At 62.3% G+C, this 15,528-nt stretch carries 15 protein-coding genes; 7 read left to right on the plus strand and 8 right to left on the minus strand.

Annotated features, from left to right (window positions below; genetic code table 11):
* Positions 1-10 precede the first annotated feature (10 nt).
* The 3 genes from ARTSIC4J27_RS10210 to ARTSIC4J27_RS10220 form a co-directional block, all read right to left on the minus strand.
* On the minus strand, positions 11-1,237 hold the full coding sequence (locus ARTSIC4J27_RS10210) for an MFS transporter (RefSeq protein WP_161799565.1): 1,227 nt from the start codon (positions 1,235-1,237) through the stop codon (positions 11-13).
* 143 nt (positions 1,238-1,380) lie between these two features.
* Positions 1,381-2,232 (minus strand): helix-turn-helix transcriptional regulator, encoded by an 852-nt coding sequence (locus ARTSIC4J27_RS10215; RefSeq protein ID WP_050055081.1) that lies wholly within the window; start codon positions 2,230-2,232, stop codon positions 1,381-1,383.
* Between the two features lie 865 nt (positions 2,233-3,097).
* Positions 3,098-4,273, minus strand: coding sequence for an acyl-CoA dehydrogenase family protein (locus tag ARTSIC4J27_RS10220; RefSeq protein WP_050055082.1), 1,176 nt, complete (start codon positions 4,271-4,273; stop codon positions 3,098-3,100).
* Between the two features lie 224 nt (positions 4,274-4,497).
* On the opposite strand from ARTSIC4J27_RS10220, the gene ARTSIC4J27_RS10225 reads away from it, so the two are divergent.
* The 7 genes from ARTSIC4J27_RS10225 (at position 4,498) to ARTSIC4J27_RS10255 (ending at position 11,986) form a co-directional block, all read left to right on the plus strand.
* The gene (locus ARTSIC4J27_RS10225) at positions 4,498-5,064 is read left to right on the plus strand and encodes a MaoC family dehydratase (protein ID WP_050055083.1); all 567 of its coding nucleotides are present in this window, start codon (positions 4,498-4,500) and stop codon (positions 5,062-5,064) included.
* Positions 5,061-5,942 (plus strand): HpcH/HpaI aldolase/citrate lyase family protein, encoded by an 882-nt coding sequence (locus ARTSIC4J27_RS10230; protein WP_050055084.1) that lies wholly within the window; start codon positions 5,061-5,063, stop codon positions 5,940-5,942. The genes ARTSIC4J27_RS10225 and ARTSIC4J27_RS10230 overlap by 4 nt, the downstream gene beginning before the upstream one ends.
* Positions 5,943-7,115 carry a CaiB/BaiF CoA transferase family protein gene (locus ARTSIC4J27_RS10235; RefSeq protein ID WP_050055085.1) on the plus strand — a complete coding sequence of 391 codons (1,173 nt, stop codon included), beginning with the start codon at positions 5,943-5,945 and terminating at the stop codon, positions 7,113-7,115. It abuts the gene before it with no gap.
* Between the two features lie 105 nt (positions 7,116-7,220).
* Positions 7,221-7,973 (plus strand): GntR family transcriptional regulator, encoded by a 753-nt coding sequence (locus ARTSIC4J27_RS10240; RefSeq protein WP_050055086.1) that lies wholly within the window; start codon positions 7,221-7,223, stop codon positions 7,971-7,973.
* A gap of 589 nt (positions 7,974-8,562) precedes the next feature.
* Complete coding sequence (locus tag ARTSIC4J27_RS10245) at positions 8,563-9,201, plus strand: hypothetical protein (RefSeq protein ID WP_200900789.1); 639 nt, start codon at positions 8,563-8,565, stop codon at positions 9,199-9,201.
* Complete coding sequence (locus ARTSIC4J27_RS10250; protein WP_050055088.1) at positions 9,194-10,306, plus strand: XRE family transcriptional regulator; 1,113 nt, start codon at positions 9,194-9,196, stop codon at positions 10,304-10,306. Before ARTSIC4J27_RS10245 ends, ARTSIC4J27_RS10250 begins: the two co-directional genes overlap by 8 nt.
* A 27-nt stretch (positions 10,307-10,333) precedes the next feature.
* Positions 10,334-11,986 (plus strand): DUF6119 family protein, encoded by a 1,653-nt coding sequence (locus ARTSIC4J27_RS10255; protein WP_152683837.1) that lies wholly within the window; start codon positions 10,334-10,336, stop codon positions 11,984-11,986.
* A 57-nt stretch (positions 11,987-12,043) separates the two neighbouring features.
* Here the strand turns inward: ARTSIC4J27_RS10255 and ARTSIC4J27_RS10260 are convergent, their stop codons facing one another.
* The 5 genes from ARTSIC4J27_RS10260 to ARTSIC4J27_RS23405 form a co-directional block, all read right to left on the minus strand.
* Positions 12,044-12,661: a phospholipase D-like domain-containing protein gene (locus tag ARTSIC4J27_RS10260; protein WP_161799566.1), complete on the minus strand. Its 618-nt coding sequence runs from the start codon at positions 12,659-12,661 to the stop codon at positions 12,044-12,046.
* 331 nt (positions 12,662-12,992) lie between these two features.
* On the minus strand, positions 12,993-13,211 hold the full coding sequence (locus ARTSIC4J27_RS10265) for a hypothetical protein (RefSeq protein WP_050055091.1): 219 nt from the start codon (positions 13,209-13,211) through the stop codon (positions 12,993-12,995).
* Positions 13,212-13,321: 110 nt separating this feature from the next.
* On the minus strand, positions 13,322-13,939 hold the full coding sequence (locus ARTSIC4J27_RS10270; RefSeq protein WP_050055092.1) for a hypothetical protein: 618 nt from the start codon (positions 13,937-13,939) through the stop codon (positions 13,322-13,324).
* Between the two features lie 176 nt (positions 13,940-14,115).
* A complete protein-coding gene (locus tag ARTSIC4J27_RS23210; protein ID WP_327077645.1) occupies positions 14,116-15,075 on the minus strand; it encodes an alanine racemase in 960 nt (319 codons plus the stop codon).
* On the minus strand, positions 15,027-15,242 hold the full coding sequence (locus ARTSIC4J27_RS23405) for a hypothetical protein (RefSeq protein WP_050055093.1): 216 nt from the start codon (positions 15,240-15,242) through the stop codon (positions 15,027-15,029). Before ARTSIC4J27_RS23405 ends, ARTSIC4J27_RS23210 begins: the two co-directional genes overlap by 49 nt.
* Between the last annotated feature and the right edge of the window lie 286 nt (positions 15,243-15,528).

Raw genomic sequence — 15,528 nt, forward strand, 5'->3', positions numbered from 1 at the left:
CCGAATCCCCTTACACGTAAGCCCCTTCATCGCGGGGGATTTGAGGGCGCGATTGACAGGCGAAGGACATTAGGGCGGCACCTGTCAGGAGCGCCATCGCGGCAGCGCTCATTCCCCAAACGAAGCCCGACGGGGCCAGCAGTGATGCAATCTGTGGTCCTGCGCTTCCGCCAAGAAACATGAAGAAGCCGTAGAGCGCTGTTGCGCCGCCCGATTCCCCGGGTCGGGCGATGGCGACCACTGCTTCGATAATGGCAGGTGCGGCGGCGGCAATGGCGGCGATGAAGAGGAAGACGGAGAAACCAAGAGCTATCGTGCTTCCATCGAGAGCAGAAGCTGCGCCGGCGAACACCGCGGCCAGCGCCAGCGAGCCGGATCCACGAACACCGGCACCCCACCGATGAAGTACTTTGCCGAGCAATGGCACCATTATCAATGCGGGTAAGGTCCCCAATCGCAGCGTCTGGAGCGTCTGCGGATCCGCGATGATATCCGACGGGCCGACCAAGGAGATCGTGGTGAAGACGCCCGCATAGCCGCCTAAGAGGGTGGCCGCTGAACCGTACAACGCGAGCATTCGCCCCCGAGCAAGAACACGGGGTATCGCGCGAAATGGATGGGTGTCTGGAGACGGTTGCGTTGAAGGTCTGTCGGGCACAAGCGCAACCACAGCGACAGCACACGCAGCCAACGCGATAGCGCTGAAGACGAAAACCATGCGCCACGTAAAGACTTGTTCGATCAGCTGTGCAAAGAGCTGGAGCAGTACGGCGGAGGCCAGGAAGGCGCTGGTCAGGCAAGTCAAGGCCAAAGGGCGGCGACGGGGGACGAGATGTTCGGCAACGTAGGTAAAGGCTGCCGGAGCAAAGGTTGCTGCCGTGCCGCCCTGCGCTGCCCTGGCGACAAGCTCCCATGGGAGGTTGGTAGGCACCCCTGCAACTGCCGTTGCCAGGGCGGCCGCGCCCAGACCGGCAACCATGACCCGTCTGGACCCATGCTTGGATGCCAACGGGCCGGCAATGAGGAATCCGGCCGCATAGGCGACACCGAAAACCGTTGCGGTGCCGGTTGCCTCACTGGGTCCGATCCTAAGACTTTCTGCGATGGCAGGGAGGATCGCCAACACCGAATACATTTGGCCGACGATCACCACCGCCGTGAATGTCAGAACGGCGATGATGGGGGTTGACGGTGGCCAAGGGACAGCGGGATGGCTGTCAGGGACGGAAGCGGACATGCGTCTGCCTTTCGAGGAATCGATATTCTCCCTGTCCTCGTGCTCTGGACGGGGGCTGGACTTCACTCTTCCCTGAAAGCGGCCCCTCATACAGGACGCCGCGTTCCTAGGTTGGACGCGGCCTGCATGGACGGCGACGGGAGCTAATTGGGCACGGATTGACCACTGTCATGTCTCTGCCCCACGCCGGCGAGAGTGCTAAGGAGAGTCAGCGCCTGAGCGCTCGATGAATGCGGCTCTGCGTGGTAGGTGATGAGCTGTTGCCCGGGGGCGTCCCGGACGTCGAAGGCCTGGTAGGTCAGCACAAGGGGACCGACGGCTGGATGAAACAGATCTTTCGGGGCTTTGGTTTTACCCCGCACTTCATATTGGTCCCATAATTCGGCAAATCGTTCGCTCTCCGCGGTGAGCTCGTCAACAAGCTCCCGGATCCTGGCGTTCTGCGGATCATGCCCCATGGCATCGCGGACGTGCGCTACTGTGGCCTGCGCAGCACCATCCCAACGGCCATAGAAGCTCGTTCCTGCTGAATCGAGGAAAATCATCCGCACAAGATTGTCCTGCAAGGTAAATGGTGAGTAGAGAACTCTGGCCAGGGAATTCATGGCAAGGAGATCGTGGGCGCGGTTGATGACGAATGCCGGTGTGGTGGTGAAATTGTCCATGAGCTCAAGCAGTGCGGGGCTGACCCACTCACGGGCGGGTGTCCTGCTTCGACTCTGTGATGCCCCTGCAAGAAGGAACAAATGCGTGCGGGCGTCATCATCGAAATTCATTGCCCGCGCGATGGCATCCAGCACCTGCGGGGAAGGGTGTCGTTCACGGCCCTGTTCAAGCCGTGCGTAGTAGTCGCTGCTGACACCCGCGAGGAAGGCGATCTCTTCCCGGCGTAGCCCTTTGACCCGTCGGGTCCCATAGGTCGGGATGCCAACGTCAGAAGGGAGCAACTGAGCGCGTCGCGCCCGAAGGTAGTCACCGAGTTGGTTGGGTTTCATGCATCGAAGTCATGTCGAGGGCGGCGCCCACTACCTGGGTGGTTGCACCTAGTCTTGGCCTGTCCTGGATGAGAATGTTCGAATCAGCCGGAATGGTGACTAGCCCATGCCGAACCTCCGAGTGGAGCGGACCGGTGCTCTGAGCAGACCGTCTCTGACCCGGGGCGGGGCATTCCGCCACAGCGGCCTGTGGTGTACACCCCTTCTGTTCGGGTCCGAGTCCTTTAGTCGAACGGGACAGTGGCTCTCGAGAACGTCTTCCTCGGGATTCGCCCGAATGCACTGACAACCACGCCGGGAGCAGGCACGAATTCATCTGAATCTTTCTGTATGAGGACATTTCAGTCCTGCCTGGTCGAGAACAAGTAACAGGCGCGTCGGAAGGACACCGTTTGGCGACGAATACCGCGTTCAAACGCCCTGCGAAACGGCATGCGGTGGTTCGAGTGATTTCTCGGCATGGTCTATCCATCACCCGTCTGTATCGATATTGGGGCGTTGAGAGTCATATTCGCCTGGAGACTCAGCCTGACGGTTGAGTTGGGGATGCTCCCACGTGTAGTCGATCCATACTTCCAAGCCCGGATCCCGGGTGAACATCCTTCTCGTGGCAATTCCCATGGCCCGTAGCCACAGCGTGTCGTCGTTAGGGGTTACTGCGTCCACCGTCCCCGCGTCAATAGTCACTCCATTACGGCGAATTTCGACCCAGTGGCCCACAACAGGAGACCACGACATTTGGGGGTGAAACGACATTCAAAGCCTTTCAGGGGGAAACAATCATGGAATCGTCAACGAGGACCCAGCGTGCCCGGCTTCGGGGGCTTGTAGCGACCACGACCGTGCCGCACCAGATCCGCGGGCTTTAGTAGGAGCGGGGGAGACCAAGGACCTTGGTGGCAACGAAGGACTTGATCATGTTGTTGTTGACGGGAGCCACCTGGAACATGCGCGTTTCGCGGAACTTGCGTTCGACGTCGTACTCATCGACGAAGCCGTATCCGCCGTGGGTGTCGAGGCAGGCGTTGGCGGCGGCCCAACTGGCTTCGGAGGCGAGGTGTTTGGCCATGTTGGCCTCGGCGCCGCAGGGTTCTCCGGCGTCGAAGAGCCGGGCAGCTTCATAACGCATCATGTCTGCGGCGCGGACCTTCATGTAGGCGTCAGTGATGGGGAATTGCACGCCCTGGTTGCTGCCGATCTTGCGGCCGAACACCTCACGGCTGTTGGCGTATTCCACGCCCCGCTTCGTGAACCAATAGCCGTCACCGATCGCTTCGGAGGCGAGCAGAATGCGTTCGGCGTTCCAGCCGTCGATGACGTAGCGGAAGCCCTTGCCGACTTCGCCGATCACGGCCGATGCCGGGACGCGCATGCCGTGGTAGTGGATTTGGTTGGTTGCGTAGTTGAACATGGTGCGGACCTTGACCACCTCGAGCGTGTCAGGCTGTTCCTGGTGGACCTGGCGCAGGTCCACCAGGAACAGCGTCAGGCCGTGAGTTTTATCAGTTCCCTTGCCGTCGGGCTTCCCGGACGTGCGTGCCAAGACAAAGAGCAGGTCCGATTCCTCGATCCGGCTGGTCCAGCTCTTGTGGCCTGTGATGACGAAATCGTCGCCATCGCGCACGGCGGCCGTCTCGATGCTGGTGGTGTCCGAGCCGGCCTTGTCCTCGGTGATGGAGAAGGCCTGCAGCCGCAGCGAGCCGGCAGCGATCTGCGGCAGGTATTCGTTCTTCTGAGCCGCGTTACCGTGCCGGAGCAGCGCACCCATGGTGTACATCTGCGCGTGGCATGCAGCCGAGTGGCCGCCGGACTTGTTGATTTCCTCCATTATGACGCTGGCCTCGGTCAGGCCCAGGCCCAGGCCGCCGTACTCGGCCGGGATTAGCGCCGAGAGCAGGCCGGCCTCGGTGAGGGTGTCTACGAACTCCTGCGGGTAGCGGCGGTTGCGGTCCGTCTCGCGCCAGTACGCATCCGGGAAGCCTTCGCACAGGAGGCGGGTCTGCTCGCGCAGCTGGTCCAGTCCGGTGGTCAGGGTTTGCATCGTTGCTCCTTGAAATTGTTGCTGGCGACCCTCCGTCACCTCTGGAAAATGACCATACGTCAATATATTGGGATCTGGCAAGGGGCATGTAAACGGTTTATGCAAGCGGTAGATCCTTGACATTCTAATTCTTTTTCGGTCAAACTGGCGACTACTTGCCAATATATTGGGTGTCCAACGGTTAGCATTCGCCGGAGGCCGCCACGAACCTAAGGAGACCACCGATGACCGAAGCAGCAACCCAGGCAACAGCCCGGGAAGGCGGAGTAGTGGAGGGCTGGACAGGTCGCCTGTTTGAAGACTTCACCCCCGGGGACATCTACTACCACCCGTTCGGCAAGACGGTCACAGAGGCGGACAACCAGTCCTTCACGCTGATGACGCAGAACGTGGCAAAAACGCACGTGGACCGCAATTTCGCCAAGGCCACCGAGTTCGGCCTTCCGCTGGTCAATTCCACTCTTACTCTCGCGCTGGTCACGGGCCAATCCACCATCGACCTGTCCATGAATGTCTTCGCGAACATGGGCTGGGACGAGGTCCGCATGCCGAACCCGGTCTATGAAGGCGACACGATCTACTCGCGGTCCAAGGTCCTCTCCGTTCGGGAGTCGAAGTCCCGCCCCAACCTGGGCCTGGTCACTGTCGCCACCGAGGGCTTCAACCAGGACAGCAAAATCGTGATCAGCTACCGCCGCACGTTTATGGTGTACCGGCAGGGCCACCTCCCTGGCGTCGAATCCGCCCGTCCGGATGAGTCCACCCTGCCCTCGGTCGGGGACTTCCAGTGACGGCCGAGCCTCAGGTTGTGGCCACGGTGGGCACCGCCACGGAAAATGTCGTCGCGGCGGTCACCGCCTTGTTTGTTCCCGGTGACCGTCCCGACCGGTTCGCCAAGGCAGCCGCCGCGGGTGCCGGCGTCGTGATCATTGATCTGGAAGACGCCGTGGCACTTGACGCCAAGTCCGCAGCCTTGGCTGCGGCCGTGGAGGCTGTGGCACCGTCCGACGGCGGCGCAGCGGTGCGTGCCTTGGTGCGGGTGAACCCGCAGGGTTCCGGCCATTACGACGCCGACATCACCTTGCTGCTGTCCGCCGTCCGCACGCCGGGGTCAGGTCTGCTGGGCATCGTCGTGCCGAAGGCGGAAGACGCCGGTGCACTGCGGCAACTGCGAGCGGACCTGCCAAAACATCTGGCGCTGGTGCCGCTAGTTGAATCCGCGCTCGGCGTGGTGAACGCCGTGGAGCTGGCACGCGTGCCGGGCGTTACCCGGCTGGCCTTCGGCGCCATCGATTTCGCCCTGGACATCGACGCCGACGGAGGGGACCGATTCCTGGACCACGCCCGGGCGCAGCTGGTCCTGGCCTCCCGCGCGGCCGGCATCGCGGCGCCGCTCGACTCGCCCTCCACAGACATCAAGGACACCGGCAAGGTTGCCGATTCAGCCCGGCTCGCCCGGAACTTCGGGTTCGGCGGAAAACTGTGCATCCACCCCGCCCAGCTGGCGGCCGTGCAAGGGACGTTCGCTCCCGCGGAGGCGGACGTAGAGTGGGCGCTGTCGGTCATCAGAGCCGAAGGCGGCGCCGCCCAGGTGGACGGCCAGATGATAGACCGTCCCGTCACCGAGCGGGCCAGACGTATCCTGCAGCGCGCAGGGAAGGAGCAATAAATGGGCGCCCTGCCACTGGCGGGCATCACCGTCATCTCCCTCGAACAGGCCGTCGCCGCCCCGTTCGCCACGCGCCAACTCGCCGATCTGGGCGCCCGCGTGATCAAGGTCGAACGGGACACCGGGGACTTCGCCCGCGGCTATGACACCAAGGTCCACGGCATGGCCAGCTACTTCGTATGGCTGAACCGGTCCAAGGAAAGCATCGTCCTGGACCTGAAGTCCGCAGAGGGCATGGCCGTGTTGCGCAAGCTGGTATCCACCGCTGACGTGCTGGTCCAGAATCTGGCGCCAGGCGCCGTCGAACGCCTGGGTCTGGGACCGGACGAAGCGCTGGCGCTGAACCCGCGGCTGATCCATGCCTCGATCTCCGGCTACGGCCGCGGCGGGTCCTACGAACAGAAGAAGGCCTACGATCTACTGGTCCAGTGCGAGGCCGGCCTGCTGAGCGTCACCGGCACGCCGGATTCCCCGGCCAAGGTGGGTGTATCCATCGCCGACATCTCGGCCGGTATGTACACCTATTCCGGAATCCTGACTTCCTTGCTGCAGCGGGCCACCACAGGCCGCGGCGATGTTTTGGAAGTCTCCATGCTCGAGGCGCTGGGCGAATGGATGGCCCAGCCATACTTCTACGCCGAATATGGCGGAGCCCCGCCCGCCCGCAGCGGCGCCCAACACGCCAGCATCGCGCCTTACGGACCATTCGGTGCGGCCGACGGCACTGTGTTCTTCGGCATCCAGAATGAGCGCGAATGGGCCAAGTTCTGCACGGACGTGCTGCAGCAGCCGGCGCTGGCTCAGGACGGCCGCTTCGCCGGCAACGCGCTGCGCGTGGACAACCGTGCGGCACTGCACGATGCCATCAACGCGGTTCTGGGTGCTTTGCCGGCAGCCGAGGTCCTGTCCCGGCTAGACGCGACCGGAATTGCCAATGCCCAGCTGCGGGACATGCACGAGTTCGCCGCGCACCCTCAACTGGCAGAGCGCAACCGCTGGCAAGACGTTGAATCCCCGGCGGGCCCGCTGCGCAGCCTGCTGCCCCCCGTCTCGTCCCGGGAAGCGGACGTCAGGATGGATCCGGTGCCGGAGATCGGCCAGCACACCGAAAAGATCCTGGCCGAACTGGGGCTGCACACGCCCGGTCCGGCCCGGCCCGGAACCATCAACTGAATCACCCCTGATTGCGCATCAGCCACGGCTGATCTGTACCCCAGGCAAGCCGTGGCTGATGCCGTATGTTAGGTGGGGAAATTGATCAGAAAGAGTCCGCAGCCCATGACCAGCCGTAGCCCCCGTAGCAGCGCCCGCCCGCAACTGAGCGAAAAGGCAACCGCCCATATCCGGGGCCTCATCATGTCCGGTGAAATACGGCCCGGGACCTTGGTCCGCCCCGAGACCATCGGCGAGGACTTAGGAATCTCCACCACGCCGGCGCGCGAGGCGCTGCAGGCCCTCAGGGTGGAAGGCTTCCTGGAACTCGTGCCGCGGCGCGGGTTCGTCGTGGCACCACTTACCGGACAGGACATCCGGGACCTTTTCCAGGTGCAGGCCCTCATCGGCGGGGAACTTGCCGCCCGGGCCGCCACCAAGGCCACGGCGCAGGACGTGGCCGAGCTCGAGGCACTGCACCACGAGCTGATCGCGGCCGCCGCCCGGAACGACCACGATCGGCTCGAAGAGAAGAATCACGCCTTCCATCGCGAGATCAACCTGATGGCCGATTCCCGGAAGATCATCTGGATGCTGGGCCTGGTCACCCGCTACGTCCCGAGACAGTTCTATTCCTCCATCCCGGGCTGGCCCCAGGCAACCGTCACTGACCACGAGGAACTGCTAGAGGGAATCCGCTCAGGGGACTCGGACAAGACACGTGCAGCCATGGTGGCTCACATCATACATTCCGGGGAACTGCTCGCAGCCAACTTTGACGAACGACTGGCCGAACCTCTTCCGGCAACCGATGCGGAACTCACCCAAGGAAAGACCGGGACGAGCCGCTTTGAGGCGTCCGTGAACGCCACAAGCTAGCGGCTGGTATCACGTCCGGAGTTGATCGGCGCCTGCTCGAGCATAAGCTCTTTAACTCTGAAAGCCTCCTGAACCCAGCAGATTCGGGGTGTGGCACGAGCCCTGGTGCATCCCTATCTGGAGGACATGCCCTCGGAGTTTGTGGGTCTGTCGGTACCCGCGAGAACCCAGAGTTGGTCGGATCGGTCCTGGCTACCGTCCACGCATCAGCCAGAATTTCGATGTCAGCAGGGCGCACACACATGGTCTTTACGCTTTCCTGCACCTCCGGGAGTGCACCCTTAAGTATGTTGGTGGTGCGGCCTCGGTAATCACGGAATTGGAACAGCGCCAGTTGCGGTCTACGATCCGTTACCCCGGGGATTCCAGGTGCAGGGCGGGCTGCCGGACACCTACGCGCCAAACATCCCATGGAAACAGGATCCGACACGCCGCGTATGTCACTGAAGCTTCCATGCGCGAATCGTGTGCAACACTGAAGTTTCAGTCTTTGCCGCGCCCGCGGCACCGATGCCTGTTCAGGAGGCCTGCCGTGGTTCCAAACTCTCCCACCGATGCACTCGGACTCCATGCTCCGACAATTCGCGACTTGCTCGTTCAGGCTGCGCGATCCCGGCATAGCCGTTTCGCCGAGGCGCACCAGATTTCGGAATCCCGGTACGCGATGGGGTTTGGCACCCAGTGGCGGGACCTGCTCGATGACGCCCACGAAGCACTGACGGCGCGCGGTTTTCAGTCGTACAAACTGCCTCCGGCCAATTACAAGCTCCCCGTGGTTAATGACTGCCTCGTCTATCTGTGGAGGGTTCCTGAAGCTGTTGACGCGGTTGCCTCATTCGCGACAAGCCCGACGAAGAGGAACGGGTTCATCGCGCCGCCTCTGGATCCGATGTTGTTCGACCCGGCATTGTTGGCTGGTCCTGAGCCTGTCGAAGCTGCAGACGACGAGACAGAGCTCGAGCGTGTCGTACGCGAGGTCGGCGATACGATGCCGCTGGTGCTTGTCATGATCCAGTCTTCACCCCGTCAGTTGCAGTCGATCGAATGGGCAATCGCTGAACTCAACCATGTGACCGACGAGGTTGTGCTTCGCGGGCATGAATCCATCTGGCAGCCGGAACTAAATGCGGCCGACGCGTCGTTCGATGTCGAGTCGTTCGATAGTGGTGTGCCGGTCGTGCCCGCCGTCGAGCTGCAGAAGCAGGAGGCTACGCAGTCGGATGCGTGAGGACACTCCGAGTCTGTTCGAATTCTCCGGCTCCGGGCAGACGCATGGACGATTTGAGCCGGCACGGCTGACCCAGGCCCGGGTTCGTGCCGGAGTGAGCAAGACAGACCTTGCCGCCGAAGTCGGGGTATCCGCTGCAGCTATCGGACAGTACGAAGCTGGAGTCAACTCGCCCCGCCCTGACGTTCTTGACAGCTTGGCACGGGCCTTGAACGTTCGCCCTGGCTTCTTTGGCATCGGCCGTCCTCTGGCACGTATCGATACTGTGAATGCCCATTTCCGGAGCTTGAGGTCCGCCCGTGTAAGCGATCGGCAGAAAGCACTGGCCACGGCGGCCATGGTGTGGGAACTAACGTTCGCCCTTGAGCGGTACGTGAAACTTCCCGAGGCTGATCTACCTGCCGTGGCGACGGGGACATCGCCGGCGGATGCAGCCGTGTTGTTGCGCCGGCACTGGGAACTGCCCGACGGACCCGTCAAACACCTCGTCGCCACGACTGAATCCCGTGGCATCGTGGTGGCAGTGCGACCCCTCGGTGAAATTGATGCGGTTGATGCGTTCTCAGTAGTGATCCTGGATCGTCCCATCATCATCACGACGCCTCGCCGGAGCGAAAACGTCTTCCGGCACCGCTTTTCGATCGCACATGAGATTGGGCACCTGCTGCTACATACCGATTGCGTTGAGCACAGCGCGGCGATCGAGAAAGAGGCCGACGAGTTTGCTGCAGCATTCCTGACCCCCGCGTCCTCGATGGATGCAGCGCTCCCGCAGCGTCTCGACCTGGCAGCCCTGGACCGGCTCGGCAGGACTTGGGGTGTCTCGCCGCACTCGCTAATTCGCCGGATGGTCGAACGTGGCCGCACGACAGAGTCTTCAGCACGCCGGGCCTACCAGCGCCTTGCCATGCTCGACGATCCCGATGCCGACCCGACCAGCTCCTACGCAGGAGAGGTTCCAACACTACTGAGGAAGGCCGCCGAGTTGGCCGGCGAGAACGGGGCCGGAATACCTGCGCTCGCTGACGTCTTGAAGCTCAGCACCTCGCAGGTGCGGGATCTGCTCGGAACGGCAGATCAGCGCCCGGTTCTTCGAATCGTTTAAGCAGTCATATTCAACAGGGGAGTGAAGATGATCGAGAAAAAGCAGTCGGGAAGACGCACCACGATTTACCGCTTGACAGGAGTCTCGGACTTCGAGGATGCCATCCGCCGCAAGTACCTCGATCGGGAAGGCTTCGATCACCGCAGCGTCGAGGTAGGGAAGCGACCTGCCTACCTGGTAGCAGGTGCCATGTCCAAGGACAGGGCGGATTGGTGCTCGACGGTGACGACTCTCACCGGAGACAACGTCGAGATTAGCGGCGTCACGCCAGCGGGCGTGCTGCTGGTGAGGCCGACCGGGGACCAAGTGGCAGAAGGCGGCATCGCCTATGCACTGAGCTACGGGATGGGCTTCCAGTTGCTCGAGCCCAGCAGGATAGACAACCTGTTTGGACAGCGCATCGCGATCCGGGCAGCGGATCCGGGTAAGCTGCGCTCCCTCACAGTCACCACGATGGACGAGCGCTCGCGGACGTCGCGCGCGACCATCCCGCAGGGCGATGGTTTGTTGGGTTTCGGCGTTGGTGATATCGGGGAGGCCGTCAGCCGGATCGTTGCGATCGCGGATTTGCCGAACCTCTCCCGATCTGCGGGCGAACCCCTGCAGATCCGGGGATCGGACGCACTCAACGTCCCGCTGGGCCTGACCGCTGAGGAGGTGCTCGCGGATCTGGATGTGCTGGAGAAACTGCTCGCGGCTGACCCCCTCCCGTCCCTCAAGATCCTCGAGCAGCTGGCGGCGGTGAAGAACCCTGAAACGAGAGAGCGGCTAGACGGGCTCCTTTCGAGCGCCCTGGACGGCATCGGCGGCAACGTCGGACTGGCGTGGCCTCACGAAAGGGTGGACGAGAACGGCACTCCGGACTCTTGGGTCCCTACCGGACTATGGCCACGCGGGCGGAACGGTGTTCGTCCGGGGCAGCCAGAGTGGTCAGAGATACGAGCAGCGCTGAATGAGCTTCCTGCCGGGAAGCGCCTGGCCCGTCTGGACTCCGCGTCCATACAGCTGTGCCGTGACGCGGAAGGGGACCAGCCGATCAGCCAGGCAATCCCTCTCAGGCGGTGGGTCGCGTTCGAGGGCGATCTCGACGGCCGGACCTACGCGCTCTACGACGGCTCCTGGTATCAGATCCACCACGACTACGTCGAGAATATCAACCGGATGACCAAAGAGCTCTTCGATCGCCCGGTAGACGATCTGGATTTCCCGGAATGGCACGCTGCCGATGACGAGGAAGCGTACAACAAGGCTCTGGCCGCCGCGCTGGGAGGGATTTGCCTTGATCGGAAGCTAATCACCACTGACCTTCACCGCCGAGGGATCGAAGCGTGCGACGTATATCTTCCGGACGCGACGCTGATCCATGTGAAGAAGACCGAGAAGTCCGCTGCCGCGAGTCATCTCCTGGCGCAGGCGCTCGTGTCCGCGGACGCTCTATGCAACGACTCTCAGGCGAGGGAGAAGCTGAGAAGCAGAATCAAGGCGCTTGGCGGTAATGCAGATAGGCTGGGGTCGAAGCCCTCGAGGGTCGTACTAGCCATGCATCGGGGTGAGGGGAAACCGGTGACTGCGAAAACCCTTTTCACCTTCACAAAGGTTAACTTGGTCAGACAGGCGGCGTCGCTCGAAGAGCGAAGCGTTTCGGTGCGTGTGGTATCGATCGAAGGTGCCAGCGCCTGAGCCATGGCTTAGGAGGTCGCGCCGAACAAGGCCCTGCAGGATGTCGTGGCTTTCCAGCTACGTGCCCAGCCGCCACTCGGGTTCAACCCACCTTGACGTCCAGTCGAGGGGCTCGCTTAGAGAAGCGACGCGGCTGAACTCCTCGAAGTAGGAATGGGCGATGGCTGCGTCGTGGATCACCACGGCATTCTCGAACGAGAAGCCGGCGTTCCTGGTGAAGTTGAAGGAACCCGTCCAGACGCTCTCGGCCTCAAGAGTGATGGAGTCAGCCATCTCCAAGCCCCCCACAACGTCGCCCGGAACTGCCGTCTGGCGTAGACGGACCAGGAATTTGTGGTGCATGCGCGGGCTGGCCGCCTTCCGCTCCGAGTTGTGGTTGCCGACGCAACGAACGCCTTCGATCCCGCTCAGCCTCAAGGTCGACATGCTCCTGAGGGGCTCCGGGAACCACCAGCGCATCCACGGGTTGTCAATGCTGTCATACCGCTGGCGCAACCGGCCTTTCCAGTCGTCACCGTTGGTGCCAAGGTCGGGCCGGAGGAAGTCTTCCTTCTGGACGACCAAAGCCCCGTCGATTTTGGCAATCTCGTCCAAGACCTCCAGATCGGTCAGCCATGCAACACATCCGACCACGGCTTCGGAGCCGCGGATGAAATCTACAAGAGGTTCTTTCACGTCTCCGAAGTGGGAACTCACGCGCGGACCACCCGAGTAGGCTCCTCGGATGCGCTGGTCCCACTCGAATTCGCTCGGCTCATCAACATCTGGCCGTAGATCATGAAGAGACCGTTGGCCCGGATTTTCTGGTGCTGGTTGACTGAACATCGCCCCTCCTCGTTGTTCGGCGGACAGCCATCTGTCGTCTGCTGTCCGGGCCGAGGCCATTGCGCTAACCGCATTCTCACATGCCCGACGATCGCTGGGAATCAATATGCGTGAAAGTGTGCGAGAGGTGGCTTATGTCGCGGAGTCGTTGGACCTGAGATCTTGAGACGGTAGGTAGGTGTCAGCGGTACCAGCCGCGGCGGGTGGGTACTTCTATCCGCGGGATTTCGTGCGGTTTCAGCGGACGTTGGGGAACCGGGCGGATGGTGTAAGGGGTGATGCGGTCCTCCTCGTGCTCCCTCTCGATCATTTCTGCGGTGCCCTTGTCAGTCCTGCGGATGTGGTCCACAGCCCATGTCAGGAGGACGTCGAGGCGAATAACTTCCGCTTCTGCGGCCAAGAGCCGTTCATGGGCCGTCACCGACCCGTAACCGCACCATTGGCGGAGGATCTCATGAATGGGTCTTTGGCGGCGCAGGTAATAGTCGCATTCAAACTCAGCTGAAGTGGCTACCGGTTCCCGGGTTTCCCAGTTTTCAATTGTTCCGCCCCGTTTGGATTTTTCTCGAGCCACTGCTTCTCGGCCATGACGAGGTCCAGGACCGGGGCCGGGTTCCTGCGACAGGCCAGCTCCACGACAGCCAGCGCCGCACGCGGCGATAGGAACACCTCGCCGTCGTGAACCAGCCAGGAAAATCGGGCTTGGAAGGCAGCCACGGTCTGTCCGGTGAGCGCTTCGAAGGCGACGTGATCGTGGACCGTCAACGAATCGTCGCTTGAAGCGACAGACAGCTCGGCGACCTCCAAAGGTACAAGCAGCTCAAGGGCCGCCCAAAGGGCCGACGCCTCATGTTCGTCGATGGCCTCGGCCTTGAGCCGCCTCCAGCCATCCATTGCGGCATCGTACGGGACTACGTCTTCCCACGGTACCTTGAGCCGCGAGCGAGGGACGTTCTCCTCCCTGCCCGGTGGATGTCCGTGCATGTGACGGATGTCGACCCGGAATCTTCGACCCTCCTGATGCACCGCCACGATGTGCACCCGCTCGGACGGCGCATCGTCACGCAGCCTGTAGGCCCACTCTTCCCCCGGGCAGGGACCACGGGAAACCTCAGCATTTGGTTCCATAGCCGCTCATTATCCGTCCACACCCGGCTGCTGTCTCCTAGCAGATCCGTGCCCACACAGTCAGAAGCCCAACCTTGATGGTTCATGTGGTGATCTCCGATTCAGCCACGTCGCTTTGCTCTTCAGATTCGCAGAAGAGCCAGACGACGGGGCGGCGAAACCGCCTACTGTGATTCCTAATCCTCCGCGTCTGGATCGTTGTGGCCCGACGCCAGCTTCTGCCGCAGATGGTCGATGTATTCGGCGCGGAGCACAGGCCGGGCCCGCGGGCGCTTCCCGCTGTTGATGTCCCGGACGTACTGCGCGAGCCGCTCCGGGTTCTTGCCGGCCCACCCGTGAGCAAGGGCCCAACCCTGGATGGCGTCGGCGTCCATCGGGATTCTGGCGTCGCGCAGCGCCAGGAGGACGCCGACGACCCGATCCTTCTCATAGCCTGCCGATATCGTGTTGTTGTGGTTCACCGTAAGCGTCAGGCTCCTCAGGGCCTCTATGACGATCGGGTCGAGATCGGGGGAGAAAGTTTCCCAGTCCGACCCGTCGCCAAGAATGTCCGGTTTCATCGCCATGACCCACGGTCGGATCTGGTCGGCATTCCCGGTGATGAGGCAGATGGCCCGGATCCCGCGGCCGTAGCGCACCAGCTTCCCGATGTCTTCCATGTCCGGCCAGGCCATCAACACGGGACCATTACCTCGTGGAGCCCCACCACCGCGACCGGTGATGTGTACAACATTGCTGTGCCGCTGCACGAGGCGCTCCAAGGCGTAGCAGTTGCTGAGGTTCGACATGAGTGACGTCCAGACCGAGAGTGTATCGCCGGTCTCCATGTGCTCGATGCACCAATCATCTGTGGCCGTGGACGGGGCGGTGAAGCTGGCGCTTGGAGTGGATCCGCCACTGCGGTGGACGATGTGGAACCCAGCCTCGATCAGCAGGTCCGAGGCCACACCAAGGGCCCAGCGTTCCTCATCAGCGGCCTGCTGTGACATGCGAGGAGCATAACTGTGTCCGGGGAAGGTAAAGACCCCGATTACCCTGAGCCCTGCCGTTGCGGCGGCACGGGCTACGGCGACGACGGCGTCCGGAGCTATGCCGCTGCGGTGATGGCCACTATCGATTTCCGGCCGGACCTCAATCTCTCCAGCTGGGCTCCGTACTCTGCAAAAACCTCCGCCTCTCCGAGGGTTGCTAAAGTCAATCCGACTGCACCGGCCGCCAGCTGCATTTGAGCGATTTCGGGAATTTTGTGTGTCTTAACGTGCGGGCGAACGGCCAATCCCTTTGCCTGGACGGCGGTTGCCATGCGGTCAATATTCGCTGCAGCACGTCCAGGTCGATCATGATTTCCGGGGTATCGATTTCGGCTGGGATGGTCATCCCTGGCTCACCCATGTCTTTCAGTGGAGGGACGGCGGGATGTGAGGCTGCGCTGGGGGATGCGAAAGACATTCACAGACTGTTGCAGCTTCCATGCTCCGGTTGCAAGTCCGCAAGCAACCAATCCAGTCCGGCACAGTCCCAGGGGCGCACCCGCATCCGCGGCGCGAGGAAACATTTTGTGTGCTCAGCTGCGTGGACCCTGATAGGCG

The organism is Pseudarthrobacter siccitolerans (genome assembly GCF_001046895.1).
GTDB lineage: Bacteria > Actinomycetota > Actinomycetes > Actinomycetales > Micrococcaceae > Arthrobacter > Arthrobacter siccitolerans.

What these genes read in the sequence shown, in the direction of transcription:
- ARTSIC4J27_RS10210 (WP_161799565.1), bottom strand. Translation starts at nt 1,237, where the DNA reads ATGTCCGCTTCCGTCCCTGACAGCCATCCCGCTGTCCCTTGGCCACCG.
- ARTSIC4J27_RS10215 (WP_050055081.1), bottom strand. Translation starts at nt 2,232, where the DNA reads ATGAAACCCAACCAACTCGGTGACTACCTTCGGGCGCGACGCGCTCAG.
- ARTSIC4J27_RS10220 (WP_050055082.1), bottom strand. Translation starts at nt 4,273, where the DNA reads ATGCAAACCCTGACCACCGGACTGGACCAGCTGCGCGAGCAGACCCGC.
- ARTSIC4J27_RS10225 (WP_050055083.1), top strand. Translation starts at nt 4,498, where the DNA reads ATGACCGAAGCAGCAACCCAGGCAACAGCCCGGGAAGGCGGAGTAGTG.
- ARTSIC4J27_RS10235 (WP_050055085.1), top strand. Translation starts at nt 5,943, where the DNA reads ATGGGCGCCCTGCCACTGGCGGGCATCACCGTCATCTCCCTCGAACAG.
- ARTSIC4J27_RS10240 (WP_050055086.1), top strand. Translation starts at nt 7,221, where the DNA reads ATGACCAGCCGTAGCCCCCGTAGCAGCGCCCGCCCGCAACTGAGCGAA.
- ARTSIC4J27_RS10250 (WP_050055088.1), top strand. Translation starts at nt 9,194, where the DNA reads ATGCGTGAGGACACTCCGAGTCTGTTCGAATTCTCCGGCTCCGGGCAG.
- ARTSIC4J27_RS10255 (WP_152683837.1), top strand. Translation starts at nt 10,334, where the DNA reads ATGATCGAGAAAAAGCAGTCGGGAAGACGCACCACGATTTACCGCTTG.
- ARTSIC4J27_RS10270 (WP_050055092.1), bottom strand. Translation starts at nt 13,939, where the DNA reads ATGGAACCAAATGCTGAGGTTTCCCGTGGTCCCTGCCCGGGGGAAGAG.
- ARTSIC4J27_RS23405 (WP_050055093.1), bottom strand. Translation starts at nt 15,242, where the DNA reads ATGGCAACCGCCGTCCAGGCAAAGGGATTGGCCGTTCGCCCGCACGTT.